Origin of the sequence: Vreelandella glaciei (assembly GCF_013415125.1) — a bacterium.
Lineage (GTDB): Bacteria > Pseudomonadota > Gammaproteobacteria > Pseudomonadales > Halomonadaceae > Vreelandella > Vreelandella glaciei.
The window spans coordinates 173,043-196,959 of the sequence record NZ_JACCDE010000003.1 but is presented as its reverse complement, the minus strand read 5'-3'; the positions used below and the strand labels follow the sequence as shown (position 1 = coordinate 196,959).

At 52.3% G+C, this 23,917-nt stretch carries 22 protein-coding genes, 1 tRNA gene and 1 pseudogene; 13 read left to right on the top strand and 11 right to left on the bottom strand.

The features are described 5' to 3' along the window. The 5 genes from pheA to HZS80_RS03425 all read left to right on the top strand — a co-directional run bounded on the left by pheA (position 1) and on the right by HZS80_RS03425 (position 6,630). Positions 1-1,092 carry a prephenate dehydratase gene (pheA, locus tag HZS80_RS03445; RefSeq protein WP_035558560.1) on the top strand — a complete coding sequence of 364 codons (1,092 nt, stop codon included), beginning with the start codon at positions 1-3 and terminating at the stop codon, positions 1,090-1,092. Positions 1,093-1,097: 5 nt separating this feature from the next. Further along, entirely contained in the window at positions 1,098-3,377 is a 2,280-nt protein-coding gene (locus HZS80_RS03440; protein WP_179915179.1) for a bifunctional prephenate dehydrogenase/3-phosphoshikimate 1-carboxyvinyltransferase, read from the top strand. Beyond that, positions 3,370-4,068, top strand: coding sequence for a (d)CMP kinase (gene cmk / locus HZS80_RS03435; RefSeq protein WP_035558555.1), 699 nt, complete (start codon positions 3,370-3,372; stop codon positions 4,066-4,068). Before HZS80_RS03440 ends, cmk begins: the two co-directional genes overlap by 8 nt. A gap of 183 nt (positions 4,069-4,251) precedes the next feature. Further along, the gene (gene rpsA / locus HZS80_RS03430; protein WP_179915178.1) at positions 4,252-5,931 is read left to right on the top strand and encodes a 30S ribosomal protein S1; all 1,680 of its coding nucleotides are present in this window, start codon (positions 4,252-4,254) and stop codon (positions 5,929-5,931) included. Positions 5,932-6,255: 324 nt separating this feature from the next. Further along, positions 6,256-6,630: a histone-like nucleoid-structuring protein, MvaT/MvaU family gene (locus HZS80_RS03425; RefSeq protein WP_008957328.1), complete on the top strand. Its 375-nt coding sequence runs from the start codon at positions 6,256-6,258 to the stop codon at positions 6,628-6,630. A gap of 496 nt (positions 6,631-7,126) precedes the next feature. Here HZS80_RS03425 and HZS80_RS23350 read toward each other — a convergent pair whose 3' ends face one another. Continuing rightward, positions 7,127-7,456 carry a helix-turn-helix domain-containing protein gene (locus HZS80_RS23350; RefSeq protein ID WP_340162608.1) on the bottom strand — a complete coding sequence of 110 codons (330 nt, stop codon included), beginning with the start codon at positions 7,454-7,456 and terminating at the stop codon, positions 7,127-7,129. Next, positions 7,437-7,484: pseudogene (locus HZS80_RS23945) on the bottom strand (hypothetical protein); the annotation flags it as partial. The pseudogene HZS80_RS23945 and the gene HZS80_RS23350, both read right to left, overlap by 20 nt. A gap of 293 nt (positions 7,485-7,777) precedes the next feature. Here HZS80_RS23945 and HZS80_RS03415 point away from each other — a divergent pair. Then, a complete protein-coding gene (locus HZS80_RS03415) occupies positions 7,778-8,278 on the top strand; it encodes a hypothetical protein (protein ID WP_340162607.1) in 501 nt (166 codons plus the stop codon). A 30-nt stretch (positions 8,279-8,308) separates the two neighbouring features. On the opposite strand, the gene HZS80_RS03410 is transcribed toward HZS80_RS03415, so the two are convergent. The 6 genes from HZS80_RS03410 to pilB form a co-directional block, all read right to left on the bottom strand. After that, entirely contained in the window at positions 8,309-9,184 is an 876-nt protein-coding gene (locus HZS80_RS03410; RefSeq protein WP_179915177.1) for a DNA replication terminus site-binding protein, read from the bottom strand. A 51-nt stretch (positions 9,185-9,235) separates the two neighbouring features. Then, positions 9,236-9,469, bottom strand: coding sequence for a DNA gyrase inhibitor YacG (gene yacG / locus HZS80_RS03405; protein ID WP_179915176.1), 234 nt, complete (start codon positions 9,467-9,469; stop codon positions 9,236-9,238). 33 nt (positions 9,470-9,502) lie between these two features. Then, positions 9,503-10,105 carry a dephospho-CoA kinase gene (coaE, locus tag HZS80_RS03400; RefSeq protein WP_035558541.1) on the bottom strand — a complete coding sequence of 201 codons (603 nt, stop codon included), beginning with the start codon at positions 10,103-10,105 and terminating at the stop codon, positions 9,503-9,505. 108 nt (positions 10,106-10,213) lie between these two features. Continuing rightward, complete coding sequence (locus HZS80_RS03395) at positions 10,214-11,059, bottom strand: prepilin peptidase (protein ID WP_179915175.1); 846 nt, start codon at positions 11,057-11,059, stop codon at positions 10,214-10,216. Between the two features lie 76 nt (positions 11,060-11,135). After that, positions 11,136-12,365 carry a type II secretion system F family protein gene (locus HZS80_RS03390; RefSeq protein ID WP_218927562.1) on the bottom strand — a complete coding sequence of 410 codons (1,230 nt, stop codon included), beginning with the start codon at positions 12,363-12,365 and terminating at the stop codon, positions 11,136-11,138. A gap of 3 nt (positions 12,366-12,368) precedes the next feature. After that, positions 12,369-14,141: a type IV-A pilus assembly ATPase PilB gene (pilB, locus tag HZS80_RS03385; protein WP_179915174.1), complete on the bottom strand. Its 1,773-nt coding sequence runs from the start codon at positions 14,139-14,141 to the stop codon at positions 12,369-12,371. Positions 14,142-14,455: 314 nt separating this feature from the next. On the opposite strand from pilB, the gene HZS80_RS23800 reads away from it, so the two are divergent. From HZS80_RS23800 to HZS80_RS03365, 4 genes are all read left to right on the top strand, one after another. Then, positions 14,456-14,842 (top strand): pilin, encoded by a 387-nt coding sequence (locus tag HZS80_RS23800; RefSeq protein WP_179915173.1) that lies wholly within the window; start codon positions 14,456-14,458, stop codon positions 14,840-14,842. Positions 14,843-15,047: 205 nt separating this feature from the next. Continuing rightward, complete coding sequence (locus HZS80_RS03375) at positions 15,048-15,497, top strand: anti-virulence regulator CigR family protein (RefSeq protein WP_179915172.1); 450 nt, start codon at positions 15,048-15,050, stop codon at positions 15,495-15,497. A 94-nt stretch (positions 15,498-15,591) separates the two neighbouring features. After that, entirely contained in the window at positions 15,592-16,407 is an 816-nt protein-coding gene (locus tag HZS80_RS03370) for an inositol monophosphatase family protein (RefSeq protein WP_008956854.1), read from the top strand. Positions 16,408-16,545: 138 nt separating this feature from the next. Beyond that, a tRNA-Pro gene (locus HZS80_RS03365) sits at positions 16,546-16,622 on the top strand. 649 nt (positions 16,623-17,271) lie between these two features. On the opposite strand, the gene HZS80_RS03360 is transcribed toward HZS80_RS03365, so the two are convergent. Continuing rightward, positions 17,272-18,138, bottom strand: coding sequence for a LysR family transcriptional regulator (locus HZS80_RS03360; RefSeq protein WP_179915171.1), 867 nt, complete (start codon positions 18,136-18,138; stop codon positions 17,272-17,274). Positions 18,139-18,276: 138 nt separating this feature from the next. On the opposite strand from HZS80_RS03360, the gene HZS80_RS03355 reads away from it, so the two are divergent. Genes HZS80_RS03355 through HZS80_RS03345 form a run of 3 tightly spaced genes read left to right on the top strand, consistent with a single transcriptional unit; the run spans position 18,277 to position 22,006 of the window. Beyond that, positions 18,277-19,158 (top strand): HalD/BesD family halogenase, encoded by an 882-nt coding sequence (locus HZS80_RS03355; RefSeq protein ID WP_179915170.1) that lies wholly within the window; start codon positions 18,277-18,279, stop codon positions 19,156-19,158. A 53-nt stretch (positions 19,159-19,211) separates the two neighbouring features. Further along, positions 19,212-20,486, top strand: coding sequence for a M24 family metallopeptidase (locus HZS80_RS03350; RefSeq protein WP_035558483.1), 1,275 nt, complete (start codon positions 19,212-19,214; stop codon positions 20,484-20,486). Positions 20,487-20,515: 29 nt separating this feature from the next. Then, positions 20,516-22,006: a CoA-acylating methylmalonate-semialdehyde dehydrogenase gene (locus HZS80_RS03345; RefSeq protein WP_179915212.1), complete on the top strand. Its 1,491-nt coding sequence runs from the start codon at positions 20,516-20,518 to the stop codon at positions 22,004-22,006. Between the two features lie 57 nt (positions 22,007-22,063). Here HZS80_RS03345 and HZS80_RS03340 read toward each other — a convergent pair whose 3' ends face one another. Continuing rightward, positions 22,064-22,906: a nitrilase-related carbon-nitrogen hydrolase gene (locus tag HZS80_RS03340; RefSeq protein WP_179915169.1), complete on the bottom strand. Its 843-nt coding sequence runs from the start codon at positions 22,904-22,906 to the stop codon at positions 22,064-22,066. Positions 22,907-23,003: 97 nt separating this feature from the next. After that, positions 23,004-23,888: a glycine betaine ABC transporter substrate-binding protein gene (locus tag HZS80_RS03335; RefSeq protein ID WP_179915168.1), complete on the bottom strand. Its 885-nt coding sequence runs from the start codon at positions 23,886-23,888 to the stop codon at positions 23,004-23,006. Positions 23,889-23,917: the final 29 nt, after the last annotated feature.

Below are 23,917 nucleotides of genomic sequence, written 5' to 3'. Positions count from 1 at the left end.
ATGTCCGACACGTCGATCAATCTGGATGAGCTGCGCCAGCGAATCGATCAGCTAGATAGCGATATTCTGAATCTGATCAGTGAGCGCGCCAGCTGTGCCCAGCAAGTGGCGCATGTGAAGCTGGCCGAAGATAAAGATGCGGTGTTCTACCGCCCTGAGCGAGAAGTGCAGGTGCTGCGGCGCATCATGGCCTTGAATAAAGGCCCACTTGATTCAGAAGAGATGGCGCGGCTGTTTCGTGAAATCATGTCGGCGTGTTTGGCATTAGAGCAGCCGGTTAAAGTGGCCTATTTGGGCCCTGAGGGCACTTTCACTCAGCAGGCAGCGCTCAAGCACTTTGGTGAAAGTGCGGTTAGTTTGCCCATGGCGGCGATTGATGAAGTGTTTCGTGAAGTTGAGGCGGGCGCTGTGCATTACGGCGTGGTGCCGGTGGAAAACTCCACCGAAGGGGTAGTCAATCACACTCTTGATACCTTTATGGACTCCTCCATCAAAATTTGTGGCGAGGTGGTGCTGCGTATTCATCATCATCTGTTGGTCAGCGAAACGACCCGCCGCGATAAAGTGTCGCGTATCTATTCCCACCCGCAATCCTTCGGGCAATGTCGGAAATGGCTCGATGCTCACTATCCCCATGCGGAGCGCGTGCCGGTTTCCTCTAATGCGGAAGCGGCTAAGTTAGTCAAAACCGAGTGGCATAGCGCGGCCATTGCGGGGGATATGGCAGCGAAGCTATACGGACTTACTCACATTGCTGAAAAGATTGAAGATCGGCCCGATAACTCGACGCGGTTTTTGATTATTGGTAACCAGGATGTGCCCATGGCAGGCGAAGACAAAACCTCCATTGTCGTCGCCATGCGCAATCAGCCGGGGACGCTCCACGCTCTGCTTGAGCCGTTTCATCGTCATCAGATCGATTTAACCCGTCTCGAAACGCGCCCTTCGCGCACCGGCGTTTGGAACTATGTCTTTTTTATCGACTTTAAAGGCCATCGTGATGAGCCCAAGGTCGCGGCAGCGCTTGAAGAGGTGCAGCTGCGAGCAGCGGACTTGCGTGTGCTGGGTTCCTATCCGATAGGGGTACTGTGACATTAATGGATGGAAGCAGCGTAACAACATCATCTTGTCATGAGTCGCGCTTATTAATTGTTGGTCTGGGATTGATTGGTGGTTCGCTTGCGGCAGCCCTGCGCGCTTCAGGATTTAAGGGGCAGATTGTTGCCTGTGATCCTGATAAAAATGAAATCGCCCGCGGTATAGAGATGGGGCTGATCGACTCAGGCGGTACCCATCTTGCGGCGCAGGTGAGTGGCGCTACCATGGTGGTGCTGGCGGTGCCGGTGCTGGCAATGGAAAGTGTAATGACCCATTTGGCGGGTGTCCTGGCATCTGCGTCACCGAGTGTGGTTATTACCGATGTTGGTAGCACCAAGGCCGCTATCCGCGCCTGCGCCCAACGAGTATTTGGTCAAGTGCCTACCAATATGGTGCTGGGACACCCTATTGCCGGTTCAGAGAAAAGTGGTGTGGCGGCGGCGAATCCACGCCTTTATGTGGATCATAAGGTGATACTTACCCCCGAGCCCAACGTAGATGCCGACGCTTTGATGCGAGTGCGTTGCTTGTGGGAAGCCTGCGGTGCCGATGTGCTGGAAATGGACGTAGAGCGCCATGATCAAGTGCTGGCGCGTACCAGTCATTTGCCCCATCTGCTTGCATTCTCATTGGTGGATACGTTGGCCCGTCAGGATGAGCGGTTAGATATTTTTCGCTATGCGGCCGGCGGTTTTCGCGATTTTACCCGTATCGCGGGTAGCGACCCGGTGATGTGGCGAGATATTTTCATTGCCAATAAACAGGCGGTTTTAGCATCGTTGGATGATTTTGAAGCGGGGCTTTTGCGCTTGCGTCAGGCGGTAGAAGCCGGTGACAGCGATGCGCTGATTGCCACCTTTGATCGGGCCAGCCATGCCCGGCACTATTTCGACTCCTTATTGAATAAAACCAGTTATCAGGCGGAATATCATATGCAACCACAAGGTAAGGTCACCTACCGTGTGCAGCCGGGCGGTCAAGCCCAGGGGCGCTTGCGCGTACCGGGCGATAAATCCATGTCGCATCGCTCCATTATGCTGGGCGCGCTGGCAGAGGGTGTTACTGAAGTGAAAGGCTTTCTGGAAGGCGAAGACAGTCTGGCGACCCTGCAGGCGTTTCGTGAAATGGGTGTGGCGATCGAAGGGCCACATCAAGGTAAAGTCACCATCCATGGCGTTGGCATGCACGGTTTAAAAGCCCCCGCAGGGCCGCTCTATGTAGGCAACTCGGGCACCGCCATGCGGCTGTTTTCCGGCCTGCTCGCGGGTCAGGCGTTTGATAGCGAGCTAACCGGCGATGAGTCGCTGACCAAGCGCCCCATGGGGCGCGTGGCTGACCCGCTACGCTTAATGGGAGCCACTATTGATACGGCTGAGGGTGGTCGCCCACCGCTGAAAATTCACGGCGGCGCTAACCTCAAGGGCATTCATTACGATATGCCCATGGCCAGTGCCCAGGTGAAATCCTGCCTGCTGTTGGCGGGGCTTTACGCGGAGGGCGAAACGCGGGTGCGCGAACCTGCGCCGACCCGTGATCATACCGAGCGTATGCTCAATGGCTTTGGTTATGCGGTTTCCCGAGAAGGCGATACCTGCTGGCTGCAGGGTGGCGGTAAGCTAACAGCGGGCCCGATTGATGTGCCTTCTGATATCTCTTCTGCAACCTTCTTCTTGGTTGCGGCGGCGATTACGCCAGATGCTGATATCACGTTAGAGCACGTGGGAATTAACCCTACCCGGATAGGCGTCATCAATATTCTGAATTTGATGGGGGCCGATTTAACGCTTGAGAACGAGCGCGAAGTAGGCGGCGAGCCGGTAGCCGATATTCGTATCCGCTATGCACCGCTGAAAGGCATCGATATTCCCGTTGATCAAGTGCCGTTAGCGATTGATGAATTTCCTGCCCTCTTTATTGCTGCCGCCAACGCCGATGGCGTGACCCGTCTAAGAGGCGCCGAAGAACTGCGCGTCAAAGAGTCTGATCGCCTCCAGGCGATGGCGGATGGCATGGCTATTTTGGGTATTAAACACACCCTGCTTGACGACGGTATAGATATTGACGGCAATGGCGATGCGCAAAAAGCGAGCTACGGCGGCGGGTGTATCGATAGTCTGGGCGATCACCGTATTGCCATGGCGTTCGCGATTTCATCACTGCGTGCGAGTGCAGAAATTGAGATTGAAGACTGCGCTAATGTGGCGACCTCTTTCCCAGATTTCGTTGAATTAGCCACGCGCATCGGCATGCGCGTTAGCGTGGAGGGTGCGCATGAATGATCGCGCTTCAGCTGTTCCCGTTCTCACCATTGATGGCCCAGGTGGGGCGGGTAAAGGCACCATTAGTGGTTTAGTGGCGGAACGCCTGGGCTGGCATTTACTGGATAGTGGTGCACTTTATCGGCTGACGGCTCAAGCGGCGGTTAAGCATAACGTAGCGGTTGACGATGAGGCTGGGCTTGCCCGCTTAGCGGAGCAGTTAGATGTGGCCTTTCCGGTTGAAGATGGCCAGCCGCGTACGTTGCTAGAAGGAGAAGACGTTGGCCAGGTGATTCGTACCGAACAGGCTGGCGAGCGTGCCTCACAAGTAGCGGCGCTACCTGCCGTACGCCAAGCACTGCTGCAGCGGCAGCGCGATTTTTGCCAAACGCCAGGGTTGGTCGCGGATGGGCGTGATATGGGCACAGTGGTCTTTCCCGATGCCCCGCTAAAGATTTTTTTGACGGCAAGCGCCGATGAACGGGCGCGTCGACGTCATCTGCAGTTGCAGGAAGCCGGGGTGAATGCTAGTCTTTCGAGTCTTTTGAAGGAGATTCAGGCACGCGATGCACGCGACACGCAACGCAGCGTGGCCCCTCTCAAGCCGGCAGATGATGCCATTACGCTTGATACCACGCGTCTGAGCATACCGGAAGTGGTTGATCGACTGACCGAACTGCTCGCCCAAAGAGGGCTGGTAAGCGGCGTGTGATTCTCCCTTGCGGCGCTTTTGGATAGGTGTCACGACGTGGCAGGGCACTAAACTCACATCGGTGAGCCCGGTCAGGTCTAACCAGCGTTAACACCCCCAAAGGCTGAGTGACATTAGGCCCGCACTTGCTGGTGGTGCGGAGAAGGCATTTATGCCTCAACAACGTAATTACGTAGGAACACCATGAGCGAAAGCTTTGCTGAGCTGTTTGAACAGTCTCTTAACGACATCAACATGGAGCCAGGCGCAATTGTCGCGGCTCAGGTTGTCGACATTGACGGTGACTGGGTTACTGTCAACGCTGGCCTAAAATCTGAAGGTCAGATTCCGGCGTCACAATTCCGCGATGAACACGGTAACCTGAACATCGCTATCGGTGACGACGTGCACGTTGCACTGGAAGCCGTTGAAGATGGCTTCGGTGAAACGCGTCTGTCTCGTGAAAAAGCCAAGCGTGCAGAAGCTTGGAAGATTCTGGAAGCAGCCTTCGAGAAAGACGAAATCATCAAGGGCGTTATTAACGGTAAGGTTAAAGGCGGCTTCACAGTTGAAGTTGACTCTATCCGTGCCTTCTTGCCTGGCTCGTTGGTTGACGTTCGTCCGGTTCGCGACACTGCGCACCTGGAAAATAAAGAGCTGGACTTCAAAGTTATCAAGCTCGATCCGAAGCGCAACAACGTTGTGGTATCACGTCGTGCGGTTCTGGAAGCAGAGAACAGTGCCGAGCGCGAAGCGTTGCTGGCTACTCTGCAGGAAGGCCAGCAGATCAAGGGTATCGTTAAGAACCTGACAGACTACGGCGCTTTCGTAGACCTGGGTGGTGTTGACGGCCTTCTGCACATTACAGACATGGCGTGGAAGCGTATCAAGCATCCGTCCGAAATCGTTGCCGTTGGCGACGAGATCAACGTCAAGGTTCTGAAGTTTGACCGTGAGCGCAATCGCGTTTCACTGGGTCTGAAGCAGTTGGGCGAAGATCCGTGGGTCAACATTAAAGAGCGTTACCCAGAAGGCATGAAAGTGCACGCAGTCGTCACTAACCTGACTGACTACGGTTGCTTTGCCGAGCTGGAAGAGGGTGTTGAAGGTCTGGTTCACGTCTCTGAAATGGACTGGACTAACAAAAACATCCATCCGTCTAAAGTCGTTCAAGTAGGCGATGATGTTGACGTCATGGTGTTGGATATCGACGAAGAGCGTCGTCGTATTTCTCTGGGTATTAAGCAGTGCACTGCTAACCCCTGGGAAACCTTCAATACTGACTACAACAAGGGCGATCGTGTTTCCGGTACCATCAAGTCAATTACTGACTTCGGTATCTTTATCGGCCTAGAAGGCGGTATTGACGGTCTGGTTCACCTGTCTGATATTTCTTGGATTGATACTGGCGAAGAGGCCGTACGCAGCTTTAAGAAAGGCGACGAAGCTGAAGCCGTTATCCTGTCTATTGATCCTGAGCGTGAGCGCATCTCGCTGGGCATCAAGCAGATGGATTCTGACCCCGTTGCTGAGTACCTATCAGTCAATGATAAGGGCAGCATCGTAACGGGTCGCGTCATTGAAGTTGATGCTAAAGAAGCTCAAGTTGAATTGGCGACTGACGTTATTGCTGTGCTGAAAGCCTCTGAAATCAGTGCTGACCGCGTAGAAGATGCGCGCAACGTGCTGAATGAAGGCGACAGTGTAGAAGCCCGTATTGTGAGTGTTGACCGCAAGAGCCGCCAGATTAATCTGTCGGTTAAAGCGAAAGACCAGGACGATACGCGTCAGAATCTGAAGAAGATTCGTGAGCAAGAGCCGGAAACTGCGGGTGGCCCGACTACAATCGGCGACCTGATCAAGCAGCAGATGGGCCAAGACTAATTATCGATTAGTTATTGGTTGATAAAAGCGCCGCCCTTATGGGCGGCGCTTTTGTTTGTAAGTGTTGAACGCTTCTAATAGATGACACATAGCAATGATGCGCTATTAGGGTTATAAAACACTTTAAATAGCAGTTGTGTTTTTAAAAAACGATTAGTAATTGAGTAAAAATCAACTAGACTGTTGTCAGTTAGTCTTTTTGCAGCAATAATGTCCCAGCATTCTGAACTAGTAGGTGCCAAGGTTGTCAAGTTAGCACCTAAACCAGTTGAACCCCTTTCAGTTGGACCCCGTTCAGTTGGATACGATACTAAAGGAACCTCGATGTCATTACTTAACGAATATATCCAAAAAGAACAGCAGCTGAAGCAGCTTCAAGAAGACCTACAGCGCTTAGAAGGCGATCAGCGCCTTAAAAGCGAGTTGGAATTCAAGGCCAAACTTGAAGCGCTTATGACTGAGTTCGGCAAGCGTCCCAGTGACGTCATTGCTTTATTAGATCCCGCTTCTGACCAGCGTAGTGTTAAAACGACGGCTAGTGGCAATGCGCGCCGTAAGCGTCGTCTTAAAATTTATAAAAACCCTAAAACTGGGGAAGTCATCGAAACGCGCGGCGGCAATCATAAAGGTCTGCGTAGCTGGAAGGATGAGTATGGTGATGAAGCCGTCGAATCCTGGCTGGTTCGCATGGAAGATTAAGCAAGTTAATAACCGGCATTTCTTTACAGGAGTGCCGGTTTTTTATGATCTCTGCTCAGCGGTGCCTCAAAGACGTTATCCTTCCTGCTGGCCTATAAGCGGGAGCCGAAGCTCTAAATAATGTGCTTTCCATAAGGCCTGAGGCGGCTGGCCGCTTACGTGGAAGCTATCCTGACTGTAAAGCACGTGCGTGATGGTCTGCGCCAATGCACCATAAAGATCAGCTAAATCACCAAAGCGTACTTGAATAGTAATGGGTTGGAGTGTCGGCCCGCCGATAAGGCACCGGTAAGGCAATGTCTTGAGCGTTATCTGTTTGTTCAAGGTAAAGACCTACGTCTGTGCGGTAAGAATGAAAATATTCATTATTAAGTGCATCCACTTTGGCCGATAGTATAGCAGGTAGTGAAATGGTGGTTGTCGATAGGCTTAATCGCGCCGGTAAGCAGGCTAGCTGCTCGTTATGATAGCTTGCATCCCCTAGCCCTTTAATACGCTAGGGAGCTTGATAGAGGTGCATTAGGAGCATTTGGCGGTCACTGGCTTTTTGGATGTTCGTCTTGAGGCCTGAATTAGGCATTGAATATGACAACGCGCTTTTTAGTGGTTGCCGAAAATTGCGTGGCCTGAGCAGATAGCGACGCTGAAATGCGCGTGAAAAGGATGAATGATTATGATACCCACAACATATCGCAATTTGCGCTATATTGAGAGGCGTAAGGGCTAACAATACAGCCGCCCGTTCTAACCGTCTTTTTTTCGCGGTAGGCGCTCGGCGTAATTTGAAAGCTTTGGCGAAATTGGCGCCGAACTTGGGAAGACGAATAACCAGTATGGTTAACCAGGTCTTCAATACCGAGTGGCTTATCAAGTGTGCCCTGCAGCCAGATCTTAGCTCATGTCATCGCGTTGAACATTATCTGGCCTCTCATGCGTGAATCGTACAGGTCGTGCTTATCTCGCCTGTAGTGCACTCTCCCTGTGCGTTAGTGTTGGTAACCTAGCTGAAGAGCAAATATTCAGCGTTTAGATAAGAGTTGAATCTCTGTTCAGGCTACTTGTCGCTATGTTGATGCTAAGCATCAATTTTTGAGTTATCGCTGACTGTGGCGTATTTGATAAAATGTTTGTCACCCACGTGTGCCTAATGATGTTGCCTTTATGCTGGCAACAGGGTGGAAGAGGCAAGTTTGCTCGTTATCTTTATGCGTTTGTGCACAGTTTTTGCAAAAAACGCTACGTATGTAGCCATGTCGACCATTTCAAGCAAGGTGTAAATGAAACATCGATGAAATATCAAAAGGTTCAAAAGCCGGTAGATGAGCGTGAAAAGCTGCGTAAATTTCGTGAACTAGACGATGCCTTTGCGCAGGCGTTACGTCAGTTAGACGATCCTGAAAGCGATTTTGATATACCGACGGGGCCGCCGGTAAGGTCGCTTGCGGCATTGGAGCAAGATGATGTAGAAGCCAAGCAGAAGGAACAACAACAAGAGCAGGAGCGTGTGTTCAAACAGCGCTTTGAAGCTTTGCTGAATGAGTATGGTATTGACCATGGCGATCTGGCCGAACTGGTCGAAACACTACTTGGCTATGGGTTATGGCAGCAGGATCAAGTGCCAGGTAGAGATCAAGTGCCAGGTAGTTAGCACCTCTACTATATCCTACGTGTGGTATTGCTAACGGTAGCGGTAAACGCGCAAACTCGGCAGAAATACATCTGGCTCAAGCTTTTCATCGCGCCGACGTGCCCGTGTGCGGGTGGTGGGGGGCTGTAAAGCGGGCAGGTTTATGTGTGGCAGTCGCTGGTCATTGTCTGGCACGAAGATAGGCATGGCGGCATTCAGCGCCCGCCTTGTATGGCCATCATCGAGTGGCTCGGTAAAAAATAGATTTGCCCGCATAAGGGGAGCCTGCGTTTGCACCTGGGCGAGCACTTCGCCGCTTGGGATGCTGGCTAGTTTGCGTAGTTGAATACGGATATGCGCTGCATCGGTATCAAGCTTTAAAAGCTTTTGCTCAGCCTCTTGAACGCTCAGCCGCTTTATGGAGCGACCACTGCTATACCACGCAAAGCGAACCCGTGAAACGGGGGCTTGTGCGATGGGCAGTTGACGCCAGCTCTGCTTAAGATGCAGACGGGCAAGCCCATTGCGCCGTAACGCTTCATCAACGTAGGGATGGCGTTGCGGCAGGCGGCTTTTGGCGTCGCTCAAGGTTTGTGGAAAAGCCTGTTTAATATGCTGCAGCAGCTCAGCAAAACTTTTTTTAGCTTGGTTCACGGTGTCTACCGCTGCCAGTAATTCATCATTAGCAGCCACAATGGCAATGTAGTTGCGCGTTTCGCGACCATCCTGATCTTGTTCATGCCACATATCGAAAAGCGCTTCGCGTAGCCAGTGGCGAGCGGGAGTGGCTTGATGAAAGACCCACGATGCCGGTTGTTGGCGTTCAAAAAGCGAAACAGCGGTCTCAATCGTGTTAATTAAAGTGTCAAACTGCTGCTCCAGCTGAAGCAGCAGATGATAGGCCGAAGGCGATGGTTGCTCAGGCATTGTGGTAGCCATGTGGATTGCGGGACTTAAAACGTCGATTGCCTGGGTGCGTTAGGAGAGCGGCGCATCCTTGTCGGCTTGCGCCAACAGTGTCTCTATATCAGCTTCATCCATCGCCGATTCGCCCGATATGCGGTGCGACTCATCGGCCCAGGCACCTAAATCTAACAGTTGGCAGCGTTTGCTGCAGAAAGGGCGATAGGTGCTCTCAGGCAGCCAAGGCACGGGCTTAGCGCACTGAGGGCAACTAACTTCAAGCGGGGAATCGTTTGCAGGGCGAACCATAAAAACTCCAATTGCGTTAACGGGGGCGATATCTCAGTCGTTAAGCAGTTGACGGTAGCGTTGATCCAGCCGCACCACTTGCTCCATCATGCTGCGGTGGTCACCGCTGTTATCTATCACGTCATCTGCCTGTGCTAGCCGCTGTTCGCGGGAAAGCTGGGCGGCGAGAATAGCATGCACTTGGCTTTCGCTCACCCCATCACGTTGCTGGGTTCTCGATAATTGTAGCGCTTGTGGTACATCGACCACGACCGCTCGGTTGACCAGCGCATTTTGGCCCGACTCAAATAGCAGCGGTGATACCAGCAGCACATAAGGCGCGCCTTGTGTTTTAAGCTGCGCTAAGTGCTGCAATAGACGTTCTCTTATTTTGGGGTGTGTGACTGATTCTAACCACCGCCGCTGCTCTGGGTCTTTAAAAATAATAGCGCGTAGGGCCGCGCGATTAAGCGTGCCATCCTGATGGATGACCTGGTCACCGAAGCGGTTTTTAATGGCTAATAGTGCCGGTTCGCCAGGTAGAACGATTTCTCTGGCGACATCGTCAGCATCGACCGAGGCAGCGCCGAGCGTTTCAAAGGCGCGCGCAACCGTCGATTTGCCCGACCCAATGCCACCGGTTAATCCGATAATCATCTGCTGCCTCACTTAGCTCAGTTTTCAATAACCCAAATTCACTAGCTCAGTTTTAATAGCCTAAATTTAATAACCCAGCTTTAATAAAAAAATAACAATCGTTAAACGTTAAATAAGCAGGCTGAGATACAGCGCCATTAGCTCATCGCCAACTAATAACGCTACCCAACCAGCGAGGGCAAGAAAAGGCCCAAAGGGTAATGGTTTGCCACGTAAGCGAGGCGCGCAGGCCTGCGCAGTTAAACCAACCACCGCGCCAAGCCCTGCGGAAAGTATCAAGATAAGTGGTAAAAAGCTCCAGCCTAGCCAGGCACCCAGCGCTGCCAGCAGCTTAAAGTCGCCAAAGCCCATGCCCTCTTTACCGGTGACGAGTTTGAACAGCCAATAAAAACTCCAAAGAGAAAGATAGCCCACCATTACGCCAATAACGGCATCGGAGAGCATAAACGGCTGGAAGAGTAGCTGAAAAAGTAAGCCGGCCCACAGTAGCGGGAGCGTAATGATATCCGGCAATAACTGGGTGCGAAGATCAATCACGGCGAGTGCTAACAGCATCAGGCAGGCGCCGTAAATAAATAATGACTCTGCAGTGAGGCCATGGAGTGCCACTACCGCCAAGGCAAGGAGGCCACCGGCCATTTCCACTAGCGGATATTGTATGCTGATGCTCGTTTGGCACCCTGCACACCGCCCGCGGCGTTTAATCCAGCCAATCAGCGGCAGGTTGTCGTGCCAGGCAATCGGGGTTTCACAGCGGGGGCACATTGAGCCTGGTGTGGCCAAATTGAAGCGTGGCGAGGGTTCCTCATCCAGCTCAAGCGCTGCACGCGCTTCACGCCGCCAATGGCGCATCAGCATGACCGGTAGGCGCGTGATAACCACATTAAGAAAACTGCCTAAGCACAGCCCAACCAATAAAGCCATGAACCATACAATCAGTGGAGGGTAATGCATGAATGTCCCTATACGAATGGGTTAGTTTGAATGGATGAGTTGCCGGTGTAAGGCATTTTAGAAGGCCGCGCCTAAGTTAGAGAGCCGAGCCTAAGCTGAAGATTGGCAAGTATATAGACACAACGACGCCGCCCACCAGTACGCCCAATACGACGATAATAATCGGCTCCATTAGGGAGGTGAGGGCGTCGACTTTATTGTCGACTTCTTCTTCGTAATAATCAGCAACGCGGTTCAGCATGGCATCCAACGAACCCGACTCTTCGCCGATGCTGACCATTTGAATTGCCAGGGGAGGAAAGCGGTTGGTCATGCGCATGGCAAAGTGTAGCTGCTGCCCGGTCGCAACATCTTTACGGGTTTGTATGACGGCGCGTTCATAAACTTTATTGCCCACGGCCCCAGAGGCGGTCTCTAAACCTTCCATCAACGGTACGCCGGAAGCAAAGGTCGTTGCTAAGGTGCGCGCAAAACGGGCAAGGGAGGATTTATGCATAATGTCGCCGATCACCGGTAAGCGAAGCACCAAAACGTCCATGCCATAAGCAATCTTGGGTGAGCGTTGAACGCTGATTTTGATGGCTAGCCCCGTGGCCACCAGGCTACCCAGGGCCACAAGCCAATAGCGTTGAGCAAGTTCGGATAAGTTAACGGTCATTTGAGTCAGGGCAGGAAGCTCCGCATCAAAATTACTAAACATGCTTTCAAACTGGGGGACGACCTTAATCAGCAGCAGCAGAGTGACCGATATGCCGACGATCATCACGGCGCTAGGGTACCAAAGGGCTTTCTTAACGCGCGCTTTTAGCGATTCCACTTTCTCTTTGTAAGTCGCGACACGGTCCAGCATCTGATCCAGCGCACCAGCTTGTTCGCCAGCATCGATAAGGTTAACAAACAATTGATCAAAATGTTTTGGGTGACGGCGTAACGCATCAGAAAAGCTTGACCCCGATGAAACATCGCTCCTCATCTGCTCTACCAACATGGCCATGGCGGGCTTTTTCAGACTTTCGCCGACGACTTGGAAAGCCTGTAACAAAGGAATACCGGCGCGAATCATGGTCGCCATTTGGCGCGCAAACACCATCACGTCGGTAGGCTTAATACGGCCTGCGCCGCTGAGGCTGTTTATTTTGCGAATGCGCTTAACATTGATGCTTTGCCCCGCCAGTTCAGCCGTTACCTCCGCTTTATTACGGCCAAGGGTTTCGCCGCTCAGTGTTCTGTCTTGAGGGCCTTTGCCCGCCCATTTCCAACGATAAAGTTGAAGAGATGGGCGACGCTTACGCCGAGCGTTTGCCATTGTTTACTCCTTACTGACGCGGTTAATTTCTTCAAGGCTGGTAATCCCCCGCATGACTTTTAATAAACCGCTCTGGTGCAAACTGGGGTAGCCTTCGCGGCGCGCCTGCTGATCGATATCCATCGCGTTGGCGTTGCTCATAATTAATTGGCGCATGGCTTCCGTAATGGGAACGACCTCATAAATACCCACGCGACCTTTATAGCCATGCGTGCAGTGCTTACAACCTACCGGCTTGAAAATAGTGGCCTGTTGAATTTCTTCATCGCTAAAGCCCTCTTTGCGCAGTGCCTCGTGGGGGATAATAACCGGCTCCTTGCAGCGTGGGCAGAGTTTACGCGTTAAGCGTTGGGCAATAATCAGGCTAACGGCGCTGGCGATGTTAAACGACGTTACCCCCATGTTCGCCAGCCGCGTGAGCGTTTCGGCGGCTGAGTTAGTGTGCACGGTAGAAAGCACCAAGTGGCCTGTCTGGGAGGCTTTAACGGCAATGTCAGCGGTTTCTAAATCCCGAATTTCACCCACCATGACCACATCCGGGTCTTGGCGCAGAAATGCCCGTAGCGCACTGGCAAAATCAAGCCCAATTTTAGGTAACACGTTGACCTGATTAATACCGGCTACTTTAATCTCAACCGGATCTTCCGCCGTGCAAATATTGCGCTCCACTTTATTGAGAATATTAATGCCGGTATACAGCGACACAGTTTTGCCACTGCCAGTGGGGCCCGACACCAGTATCATTCCCTGGGGCTGATTGAGGGCACGTTCATAAAAGTGACGTTGATCATCAGTAAAGCCTAATTGCTCGATGCCGAGCTGGGTCGCGGAGGGGTCGAGAATACGCAATACCAATTTTTCGCCATACACCGTGGGCAGTGAGTTGACCCGAAAATCGAGCGAGCGCGTGCGCGATAATTTAAGTTTTATCGCTCCGTCTTGGGGCAGGCGCCGCTCAGAAATATCCAGCCGCGCCATAATTTTCAAGCGGGCGGCAACACGGTTACGCATGCCTAAAGGAGGGCGTGCGACCTCAATTAAGATGCCGTCAATACGAAAACGGATACGATACTGCGTTTCGTAAGGCTCGAAATGAATGTCGGAGGCACCACGACGAATCGCATCTAATAAAATCTTATTAACAAACTTGACGATGGGGCCATCATCACTGTTTTGGGGGGCCTCTTCCAAAGGCACTTCGCTGTCTTCGGCAACACTCAGCGTCGATAGCTCATCATCGAGGTCATTAAACTCGTCCAGCATGCCACGTTCGCTTTGCGTTAATGCTAAATAACTACTCAGCGTGGTGGCTAGCTGGTCCATCGGGGCTAATACCCCTTCAATGCTAAGCCCAGTGGCAAACTGTAACTCATCAAGCTGGGTAAGCGTGGCGGGGTAAGGCACTGCCACCGTTAAACGGTGCCCATGACGGGCCAAAGGCACCACATTTAAGCTTTGCAGAATCCTCACTGGGTAGTCAGCAACAGGGGGCAGCGAGCTAATACGAACGGCTTCTAAATTGATAACCGCTAGCCCGTACTCGTACCCTGCGGCAATCGCCGCGGCGGTGGGGGGCACAAGCCCGCTTTCAACCACGTGCTCTAACAGTGAAATATCGTTTTCCACGGCGGCGCTAGCGGCCGCCGCCGCCTGGGTTTCGGTTAGCAAGCCGTGCTTGATTAAACGCTGGGCAATACCGCGCTGCCCGCCGCGTGCGGCGGCGTGGCTTAGGGTTGACTCATAACTTAATGTTGATTCGGTAGTCGCTTGGCTCATCGGACGCTCGCCTGGGTTCCCACAATGCGGCTCACTTTTACCACAGTTAGTCGCTGAGGACAGTAGTGATAACGTAATGAGAGGGTAATCCTAAAGTGGCAGGGCGCTGGTTAATATTGGGAGGAGAGTGGAATAAAAGTGGAATAAGGGTGGGTTGAGAATAGGGTGATCAAAGTAGTCCTTAATTCATTGAAAACTCGTCAAATGTAAGTTAGTGTGGTATTTGTAACGCCAGAATTCGAAAGCCGTCATCCCGATGGTGTTTCACCCAAAAAAGCATTCTTTCTATACCGGCTATACAGGGAACAAACGATATGCAAAGCACTTTTCAACCGATTACCCGCAACACCAAACAAGGCGGTTTCACGCTAATTGAACTACTGATCGTTGTGGCGATCATTGGCGTTTTGGCAGCAGTGGCTATTCCGCAGTATGGAGCTTATACCGCCCGTGCGGCCAACAATGCTTGTCTTTCAGAAGCAACGTCTTGGGCGCGTATGTATGTAGTTGAAGATCAGGATCCTACCGGTGATGTGTCCACCATAAATATGGATTTTGAAGCCTGTGCTGTTGAAAATCTTCCGGAAGTTGATGAAGCTACCAATGAGGCTAGAATTGTAGCGAATGACCCGGCTACATCTGATGCTCTGTGTGATCTTGATACTGGTAGTTGTTCACTTGTAGAGCCTCTAGCAGAGTAATCTATTTTAAAGCTAGGTAGAACCAGTCAGCGGCCAGCAGAAATGCTGGCCGTTTTTTATATCTGTAAGCCGCATTGGCCAGCAATAGTCTATTACCCAAAATACTGGCCCGGCAGTTACCTCATATAAACTCCCTTATCCTTCCTCAATCCCTGCGCAATTATTCTTTATACTGTCAGCTCTAACCTTAAGCGAGGAGCTTACAGTGACCCCTACCAAACTGATTATCCTAACTGCCTGTGGCGCACTGCTACTCAATAGCGCTGCCTTTGCCCAACCCGACCATGCCCCGGCTCACGGTGCGCGGGATAAGGGCAGCAGTAGTCAACACCAGACTCAGCAGCACGACGCTCACCATACCGAAAGCGCTCAAAATGAGCGGGTTGATTTACCCCGCATTAATGAGGGTGAACTGCGCCAGCTATTGCGCCAGCACGATGCGCCGCGAGCCGAATCATTGCCGCCGGGTGTTCAGCGCAATTTAGAGCGCGGTAAGCCGCTGCCGCCGGGTATCGCCAAGCGCTTTGATGGTCGGCTAGCCGCTCAGTTACCGCAATACCCAGGCTATGAATGGGAGCGGGTGGGGGCGGATGTTGTCTTGATCGAAGCAGCCACCCGCGTTGTGGTGGATGTTCTGGTCGATGTTTTGCGCTAACGAGCATGATGTGAAGTCGGCATGACTCGAAAATTACCTCTCGTCGGCTTATGGTAGAGGCTCTTAGTAGCATCGCCTTCTAAAGGGAGATTCCATGAGCGACGACACATTAGCGGCACGTCTTGAGCGAGCCATTGCCATCGCCGAAGAAGCCGGGCAGATGATTATCCAGGCGCGTGAGCAACAAGGTTTTTCGCAGCGGTTGAAAAAAGATAATGAGCTGGTGACCGATGTGGATGTGGCCGTTGACCAGCTCATTAGCCAGCGGCTGGAAGAGCATTTTCCTGGTGAAGCACGGCTGAGTGAAGAGCTCGCCCCCGAGAGCGCTGTGCATGTGCAGGCGCCGCAGCTTTGGGTCGTGGACCCCATTGATGGCACGGTCAACTTTGCGCAGGGGTTGCGCCATGTGGCGGTGTCCATCGGCTGGATGGAAGAGGGCATTGCTAAGGTCGGTGTTGTACACGCACCGTTTTTAGGCGAAACCTTTAGCGCGGCAGAAGGCGGTGGGGCTTTTTGCAACGGCCAGGCCATCCAGCCTAGCCGTGCTGATTCACTGGCTCACACCCTGGTAGGAACGGGATTCCCCTACCGCAAAGAAGGGCGCAAGCACCTTTTAAAGCGGTTAGAGGCGGTGCTGGTTGAATGCCAGGATATCCGCCGTAACGGCGCGGCGGCCCTCGATCTGTGCGATGTGGCCTGTGGCCGTTTAGATGCGTATTACGAAAGCGTCTCGCCCTGGGATTTTGTCGCGGGCTGGGTCATTGCACGCGAAGCCGGGGCGCGGGTAGGCCACTTATATGAGCCGCCCAAATCGGTACCCGAAGACCTCTACCCAGAACACTTGCTGGTCGCTGCGCCGGGTGTCTATGACGCCATGGCCTATCTGCTGCTCGACGCTGACCAACACTAACGAGAAAGGCTGGATCGCGTTAAGGTGGTGAATGACAAATACTTGAAAAGAAAGCGCTATAAAGGCTTTTCATTTATGCAAGAAACCGCTAGTATACGCACCGTCTTGAGGCAAATATGTAGCGGCCAATAAAGACAGCGGAGCGTGGCGCAGCTTGGTAGCGCGTTGCAATGGGGTTGCAAAGGTCGCAGGTTCGAATCCTGTCGCTCCGACCAAGAACATATAAAACGGTCACTTAGCTAATTGCTACAGTGGCCGTTTTTGTTTGGAAAGTTTCTAGATTCTGTATGGATTTCAGTAAAAAGTGTAAGCACACGGCACATTTAGCACAGTTATTAGACATGCCTTACCCTAATGCTGCATTTCATTTTGTATTGCTAGCTAAAAGGCCATTGGCCCACCGCGGCGAAGGCGGGGGCATTCGTGCTTTCAGCAAGGCGTTTACACGATGAGCAGCGGCTCCAAAACTCCGCCTCCGTTATAACCAATAGAAGATCATCTTACTTGTACCTGAGGCATATAACATGGGCTAGTTGATCATCAAAGGTATAACTCATAGTTAACGAATCATTCACTAGCTGGGATGGCAACTGGTTAGCATTGACCACCTCTCAAGCGTCCGAAATAACCGGTCAATCAACCGCGAGGTAAGCTATCCCTCTCGTTTTAGGATGTTGGTGATATCTTCCAGACGAGCTTGATCCGGCTTTTTTTACTTTAAATTTAATTCAATAGTTAGGAGCTACCAGCTTTTCTTCCGCCGACTTCGCACAAAATGCCATAACAATGGCTCGAAAATGTATGATGAAATAATAGGGCTGAACGGTGGGGTACGTTGGAAATATAAACAAGTTTACTACGCGCCTAGATGTAGCATTCAATGCCATTATGATCAGTAACTGCTGCTTCTAGCGCTTGGCAAAATGCTTGAAAGGCTTCACTGGAATGGCCAGGCCGCTGGTGAAGCTCTATTTCCACATGCCCAAGATCAGGTAATCCATCGGCTTCTGTCACGATACGACAACCTGGCGGAACACTGCGCGGTGTCTTAACGGTTAGCGCAAGCCCATTTTGCACAGGGACATTAATGCCGGTCGGGGATTGGCTAATGTAGCGAAGCTCCCAGGGTTTTTCCTCACGTCCGAGCGCTGACAACGCATGCGCACGAAAAATGCAGCCTTCGGGGTTTAAAGCCAATGGAAGTATTGGCCATTGCGCCAACGGGACATGTTCAGCAATCACCCACACCATTGGCTCCCAACCGAGTAGTTGCCCTGATTGAGTGGGCTTATGTCTTACCGACAGCACGACATCCAACAACCCTTCCTGAAAGCGCTTCACCAGCGCGTCGCTGATATCACACTGTACCTCTAATTGAATATGGGGAAACTGTGCCGAAAAGCGGGGCAGCAGATCTGGCAAGTAGGTAGCCGCTTGTTCTTCAGAAGTGCCTAGTCGAATGATTTCGCCATGTGTCCCTCCTTTAAGTAAGTCTTTGGCTTCATCTTCTAACTTGAGTATGTGGCGTGCGTAGGGCAGCAAACGCTCTCCGGCGGCCGTTAGCAACACGCTGCGGCTAGTGCGCTCAAAGAGTGACTGCCGCATCTGATCCTCAAGGCGCTTTATTTGCAGGCTCATCGCCGATTGGGTTCGATGCAACACCTTACCGGCGGCGCTAAACCCTTGGCATTCCGCCACGGTGACAAAGGCGCGAAGTAAATCCGTATCCATAATTCATGAGCCTTTTAAATGGGTCGTATCTCAACTATTCATTTCTATTATGAGTCATCCATCACTACCCTGTCCAAAACGTTATTCAACGTGACCTTATTCACCAGATTATTCGTTAATTCGACAGGAGTATTTTTCATGCAAGCGACTGCGGTTGCTCCATCGGCGAATACATTAGATGGCCTTATCGATCTCAAAACGTATCCCATTGATGCGCTGGACAGTGAAACCGGACGTGCGTTAATCGCACAGTGTCGCAGTCAGCTAGGTGAAGATGGCTGCGTCGTGCTTAAAAACTTTGTTCCTGAGGAGGCTCTAGCACGTCTTGAACGGGAAACAGAGCGGCTGTCGCCGGATGCTCATTACAACCAAACGGAGACGAACCCGTATAACAGTGAAGGAGACCCTTCACTGCCGGCCACACATCCCAAAAATCGCTTTGACGATCGCACAAATGGTTTTGTGGCAGGGGATCGTATCGGTAGTGACACTATTATCCGGCAAGTGTATGAAAATCCAGAATTTCAACGCTTTATTGGGGCCGTGGTGGGAAGGGAAAAAATTCACCAGTACGCCGACCCGTTGGCGGACTTAGTGGTAAACGTGTTGCGTGAGGGCTGCCAGCACCCTTGGCACTATGACACCAACGAGTTCATTGTCACGATGATGACGCGTCAATCTCATGGTGGCGGCCGTTTCGAGTACGCGCCGGGGATCCGTAGCCCTGAAGGTGAAAACTTCGCAGACGTTGAGAAAGTCATCGACGGGGATCGCTCACAACTGAAAACCCTTGATCTTCAACCGGGTGACTTACAGGTGTTCTTTGGTCGCTACTCTCTCCACCGAGTGACGCCGGTTGAGGGAGATAAAGAGCGCCACACCGTCATTTTTGCCTACGCCAAAGAGCCAGGCTTTGTGGGTCGGCCGGAACGTGCTCAGCGTATCTTTGGCCGCATGGCACCAGTTCATGAACAAATCCTTAAAGACGGCATGCAGCGTAGCGATAGCCTAGCAGATTAGGAGTCGTTTAGACGTTCCCCGCGACTCCAACCAACCCTGAGGCGAGAGATACCATGAGTATTGTCGAAAGCGAAAACCTTACCGATAACGAACCTGATCAGATTCCAGTGGTGCCGTCGGCGCCGATGGGCAACGGCGATAGCATTCCCACCGCCTTTGATCCTAAACAGCTGCGCGCTGGGCGGCTTCAGCGTCTGCGTGCCATGATGGCGGAAGAAGGGTATGCAGCACTGGTGCTGTTTGACCCGAATAACCAGCGCTATGCGACAGGGTCGCGCAATATGTTTGGTTACTTCCTGCGTAACTCCACGCGATACGTTTATGTCCCGCTGGAAGGGCCAATTATTCTATTTGAGTATCCCGGTAGCGCGCACGTGTCCACTTGGCTTGAGACCATCGATGAGGCGCGCACCTCTAAGGTGGTGTGGTCAGCGGTGAATCAGCGCGATGGCATGTCGTCTGACCCCTTTGGTGTGGAAATTGCCGAATTGGTTAAGGAACACGGCAGGGGTAATAAGAAAGTGGGCCTTGACCGTTGCGCGCTTAATCTCGCGCGTGCATTAGAAGCACAGGGGCTTGATGTCTACGATTGCATGCAGGATACGTTGCACTGTCGTCGCATCAAAACGCCTGAAGAAATCGCTTGTTTGGCTCAGTCGATGGCCGCCAGTGAAGCCGCCGTGGCGGAAGTCGAAGCCGCGATTAAACCGGGCATCACTGAAAACGAGCTGTTTGCGATCATGTACGGCGAGGTGATCAGAGGCGGGGGCGAGTTTATCGAAACCCGTCTTCTCTCTTCTGGGCCGCGTACAAACCCTTGGTTTAATGAAGCCAGTGACCGCAAAATTCGCCCTGGCGAGCTGGTCGCACTGGATACCGACACCATCGGTTGCCACGGTTACTACTCGGATTTCTCGCGCACGTTCCACGTTGGTCCAGGCAAACCTTCGGCCTATCAGCGCGAAATATATCGCATGGCGTACGACCAGGTACACCACAATATGGGCTTGCTTAAACCGGGCATGAGCTACCGTGAAATTGCCGATAAAGCCTGGAAAATCCCCGATCGCTTTATCGACCGCCGCTACCCATCGATCATTCATGGGGTGGGGATGCATGGTGAAACGCCGCTGGTCGCGCACCATATGGATTTTGATAAGTTCTCCAAGGACGGTGTTCTAGAGCCAGGCATGGTGGTGTCGGTCGAAAGCTATATTGGCGAGGTCGGCGCGGCTGATGGTGTCAAACTCGAAGAAGAGGTATTGATTACCGAGACCGGTATCGAAAAGCTCTCACGCTATCCCTTCAACGACGAGCTGCTAAAATAAGGAAGTGTAATCCCGTGATTGATTCATCGCTGACGACTGTTCCCCAGTGGATAGGAGGGAGCCCCGTAGAAGCAGCTCGTTACTTCCCCGTGGTAGATCCAGCCTTTGGTAAAACGGTGCGCCAAGTGGCAATGGCGGACACGCAAACGGTCAATTCAGCCGTGAAAATGGCGCTAACGGCGTATCCCACTTGGCGTGATATGCCGCCTAGCAAGCGCGTACAGGTCATGTATCGCTTCAAAATGCTGTTAGAGCGTGATGCTGAGGCGCTGTGTAAGCTGATTAGCGAAGAACATGGCAAAGTGTTGGAAGATGCCATGGGAGAACTCAAACGTGGCATTGAAAACGTCGAATACGCATGCGGTATTCCTGAGCTATTAAAGGGCGAGTATTCCCATAACGCTGGACCGGGTATTGATACGTGGTCAAACCATCAGCCGGTGGGGATTGTCGCGGGCATCACACCGTTCAATTTTCCCACGATGGTGCCGCTATGGATGTTCCCCATAGCGATTGCATGTGGCAACTGTTTTATTTTAAAACCGTCAGAGCAAGTGCCCTCCGTGGCGATCAAAATGGCGGAGCTACTTGAAGAGGCAGGCCTGCCCGCCGGTGTGTTTAGCGTCGTACAAGGAGACCGCGAAGCCGCCGATGCGCTCATCGAGCATTCAAAGGTTAAAGCGCTATCGTTCGTTGGTTCTACGCCGGTAGCCAAAGCAATATACGAGCGTGGTGCCAGCCTGGGTAAGCGCGTGCAAGCATTAGGTGGGGCGAAAAATCATGCGGTCATACTGCCTGATGCTGACCTTGAGAATGCGGCTAATACCTTGATTGGTGCCGCTTATGGTAGCGCTGGTGAACGCTGCATGGCGATTTCGGTGGTTGTTTGTGTGGGAAATCAAACCGCTGATGTGTTGGTAGACAAGATTGCTGAAAAAGCGAAGCATCTCAATATTGGACCCGGAACAGAGCCGGGGTTGGATATGGGCGCGTTGGTAAACCAAGCCCACCGTGATCGGGTGGCAGACTATATCGGTCAAGGCGAATCAGCTGGTGCAGTATTAAGACTCGATGGTCGCAAACATCCGCTAGTGGAAAACGCCCCTGGCTACTTTATGGGCGCGACGCTATTTGACCACGTCACTTCAGCGATGCGTATTTACCAAGACGAGATTTTTGGCCCCGTCTTGTGTGTCGTTCGCGTGGATGACTTTGATCAAGCCATTGAACTCATAAATGCTCACCAGTATGGAAATGGTACCTGCTTGTTTACCCGCGCTGGTGAAGCAGCACGCCGCTTCACCGATGAGGTTGAAGTCGGCATGGTAGGTATTAATGTGCCGCTACCCGTACCGGTAGCCTTTCATAGCTTTGGTGGGTGGAAAGAGTCACTGTTTGGCGACTTGCATGCCTATGGGCCCGACGCTGTGCGCTTTTACACTCGGCGAAAGGCAGTCTCACAGCGCTGGCCGACGGAAAGTGCCCAAGAGACGGCACAGTTTAGCTTTCCCTCCCACTGAACCTACCTTTCCCCCCTGCCCGCCGGATACTTACTCTGGCGGGTGAGTTGGCCGTTGCTAGCGATAACCCGCCATAAGCTCCCTGACCAGTGGTGTATCCGCATCACGATGTGTGGGTAATTCAAAGCGTGCTTTGGCAATCGCGGTACGGGAAAGATCCGCCATAATCAGCACTTCTTCATCGTCGGCTTGCGCAAGCGTCTCACCACCCGGGCCGAGAATGCGTGAGCCGCCCCAGAAGTGGCTGTCACCCTCCGGCCCAAAGCGGTTCGCCATAATGACCGGTGTGCCATAGGTCATGGCGTAAAACCGGGTATTCAATGCCCAATTTTCTTCATTGGAAAAGTCCTCACTAACGATGCCGCTAGCTGAGTTAATCGGCGCGCAAAGCACCGTCGGGCGAGCGAGCAGGGCGGCATGCACTAATGCTGGGTTCCATAAGTCGGCACAAATCAGCTGAGTGGCCGACCAGCCAGGGCAAATATCGGTATGCGTGAGTTCACTGCCATGGGTAAACCACTTGCCTTCTTCCAGCCCGCCATAGGTGGGCAGATTAAGCTTACGATGCACGCCCATTAGCTGGCCGTGCTGAAAGATGGCCAGCGCATTGTAGTACTCACCGGGGCTCGCCTCTTCGACAAAACCCATCACGACCTGCATAGAACCACAGGCATTGGCTAGCGTTTTAAGGCGTGGGTCTTCCAAGGGCATCGCCACCTGCATCACTTGGTTCGCTAGGCGATAACCTGTCAATGACAACTCGGGGAATACCAACAATTCCACCCCTTTACGCTTTGCCTCGGCAATTAGCGATAAATGGCGGTCGATATTGGCGTTCAACTCACCCAATGTTGTATTGATCTGCGCGGCACCGACGCGAAGCTTGTCTTGATAATGCATTGGCGTCTCCATTGAAAAAGCCGCTCAAATAGAGCGGCTTTGCTGTGATGTGATGGCAAGACACTATGCCAGCGCTATGAGCATGTGCCTAGCGGTGTTAGAGCAAATCATTCTCATCTAGGAAGCTCTCTGCCACGTCTTCGATTGACTCACGCTCAACGTCCACGCTGGCATTGAGTTCGGCCATCGTCGCGTCGTTTAAGAGTGCCGAGAGTTTATTCATCTGGTCGGCAAGCTCAGGATTAGCTTCCAGGGTTTCCGTACGCACCACCGGAGCGAGCGCATAAGACGGGAAAAAGCCTTGATCGTCTTCAAGAACATAAAAGTCAAAGGCAGGAATACGGCCGTCGGTGGCAAATACGAGGCCGACGTCGACTTCTTCATTGCGCAGTGCTTGATAGACTAAGCCTGTATCCATGCGGCTCACTTCGCTGCGACCAACACGAAAGTCGTAGGCTTCCATTAGCGGGCGCCAACCATCTTCACGGGCGTAGAACTCGGCATTGAGCGCAAAGGTTAGACCCTGCTCATTATTGACCGCGTCGGCCAGGTCAGAAAGCGTTTCAATGCCACTTTCCTCGGCGGCAGCTTCGCGCATGGCGAGCGCATAAGTGTTGTTGGCCTCCGACGGTTCAAGCCAGGTAAGGCCTTTCTCGGCGTCGAGTTCCTTGACCCGTTGGTAGGTTTCTTCAGGGCTTAGGCTTTCGCTGATGTCGTTGTAGTTGATCAGGGACGTGCCGGTGTACTCCCAATAAAGATCAATCTGACCATTTTCCTGCGCTTGGCGAAGAATGGCCGAGCCCATGCCAGAACGGCTATCAACATCGTAACCGAGGTTGTCCAGATACTGTGTCGTCATGGTGGCCAGTATCTGCTGCTCGGTGAAGTTCTTACCGCCAACGCTAATTTCGTTGGCGTTTGCGAGCGAAACGCTGCTCGCCAAGGCAATACTAGTCAGTGCTGTCGTAAATGTTTTCATCATCGAATCCTTCTTTTGTTAGAAAAGCTTCA

What these genes read in the sequence shown, in the direction of transcription:
- cmk (WP_035558555.1), top strand. Translation starts at nt 3,370, where the DNA reads ATGAATGATCGCGCTTCAGCTGTTCCCGTTCTCACCATTGATGGCCCA.
- pilB (WP_179915174.1), bottom strand. Translation starts at nt 14,141, where the DNA reads ATGAGCCAAGCGACTACCGAATCAACATTAAGTTATGAGTCAACCCTA.
- yacG (WP_179915176.1), bottom strand. Translation starts at nt 9,469, where the DNA reads ATGGTTCGCCCTGCAAACGATTCCCCGCTTGAAGTTAGTTGCCCTCAG.
- HZS80_RS03415 (WP_340162607.1), top strand. Translation starts at nt 7,778, where the DNA reads ATGATGTTGCCTTTATGCTGGCAACAGGGTGGAAGAGGCAAGTTTGCT.
- pheA (WP_035558560.1), top strand. Translation starts at nt 1, where the DNA reads ATGTCCGACACGTCGATCAATCTGGATGAGCTGCGCCAGCGAATCGAT.
- HZS80_RS03335 (WP_179915168.1), bottom strand. Translation starts at nt 23,888, where the DNA reads ATGATGAAAACATTTACGACAGCACTGACTAGTATTGCCTTGGCGAGC.
- HZS80_RS03440 (WP_179915179.1), top strand. Translation starts at nt 1,098, where the DNA reads ATGGATGGAAGCAGCGTAACAACATCATCTTGTCATGAGTCGCGCTTA.
- HZS80_RS03360 (WP_179915171.1), bottom strand. Translation starts at nt 18,138, where the DNA reads ATGGATACGGATTTACTTCGCGCCTTTGTCACCGTGGCGGAATGCCAA.
- coaE (WP_035558541.1), bottom strand. Translation starts at nt 10,105, where the DNA reads ATGATTATCGGATTAACCGGTGGCATTGGGTCGGGCAAATCGACGGTT.
- rpsA (WP_179915178.1), top strand. Translation starts at nt 4,252, where the DNA reads ATGAGCGAAAGCTTTGCTGAGCTGTTTGAACAGTCTCTTAACGACATC.
- HZS80_RS23800 (WP_179915173.1), top strand. Translation starts at nt 14,456, where the DNA reads ATGCAAAGCACTTTTCAACCGATTACCCGCAACACCAAACAAGGCGGT.
- HZS80_RS03340 (WP_179915169.1), bottom strand. Translation starts at nt 22,906, where the DNA reads ATGCATTATCAAGACAAGCTTCGCGTCGGTGCCGCGCAGATCAATACA.
- HZS80_RS03410 (WP_179915177.1), bottom strand. Translation starts at nt 9,184, where the DNA reads ATGCCTGAGCAACCATCGCCTTCGGCCTATCATCTGCTGCTTCAGCTG.
- HZS80_RS03390 (WP_218927562.1), bottom strand. Translation starts at nt 12,365, where the DNA reads ATGGCAAACGCTCGGCGTAAGCGTCGCCCATCTCTTCAACTTTATCGT.
- HZS80_RS03395 (WP_179915175.1), bottom strand. Translation starts at nt 11,059, where the DNA reads ATGCATTACCCTCCACTGATTGTATGGTTCATGGCTTTATTGGTTGGG.
- HZS80_RS03425 (WP_008957328.1), top strand. Translation starts at nt 6,256, where the DNA reads ATGTCATTACTTAACGAATATATCCAAAAAGAACAGCAGCTGAAGCAG.
- HZS80_RS03370 (WP_008956854.1), top strand. Translation starts at nt 15,592, where the DNA reads ATGAGCGACGACACATTAGCGGCACGTCTTGAGCGAGCCATTGCCATC.
- HZS80_RS03355 (WP_179915170.1), top strand. Translation starts at nt 18,277, where the DNA reads ATGCAAGCGACTGCGGTTGCTCCATCGGCGAATACATTAGATGGCCTT.
- HZS80_RS03350 (WP_035558483.1), top strand. Translation starts at nt 19,212, where the DNA reads ATGAGTATTGTCGAAAGCGAAAACCTTACCGATAACGAACCTGATCAG.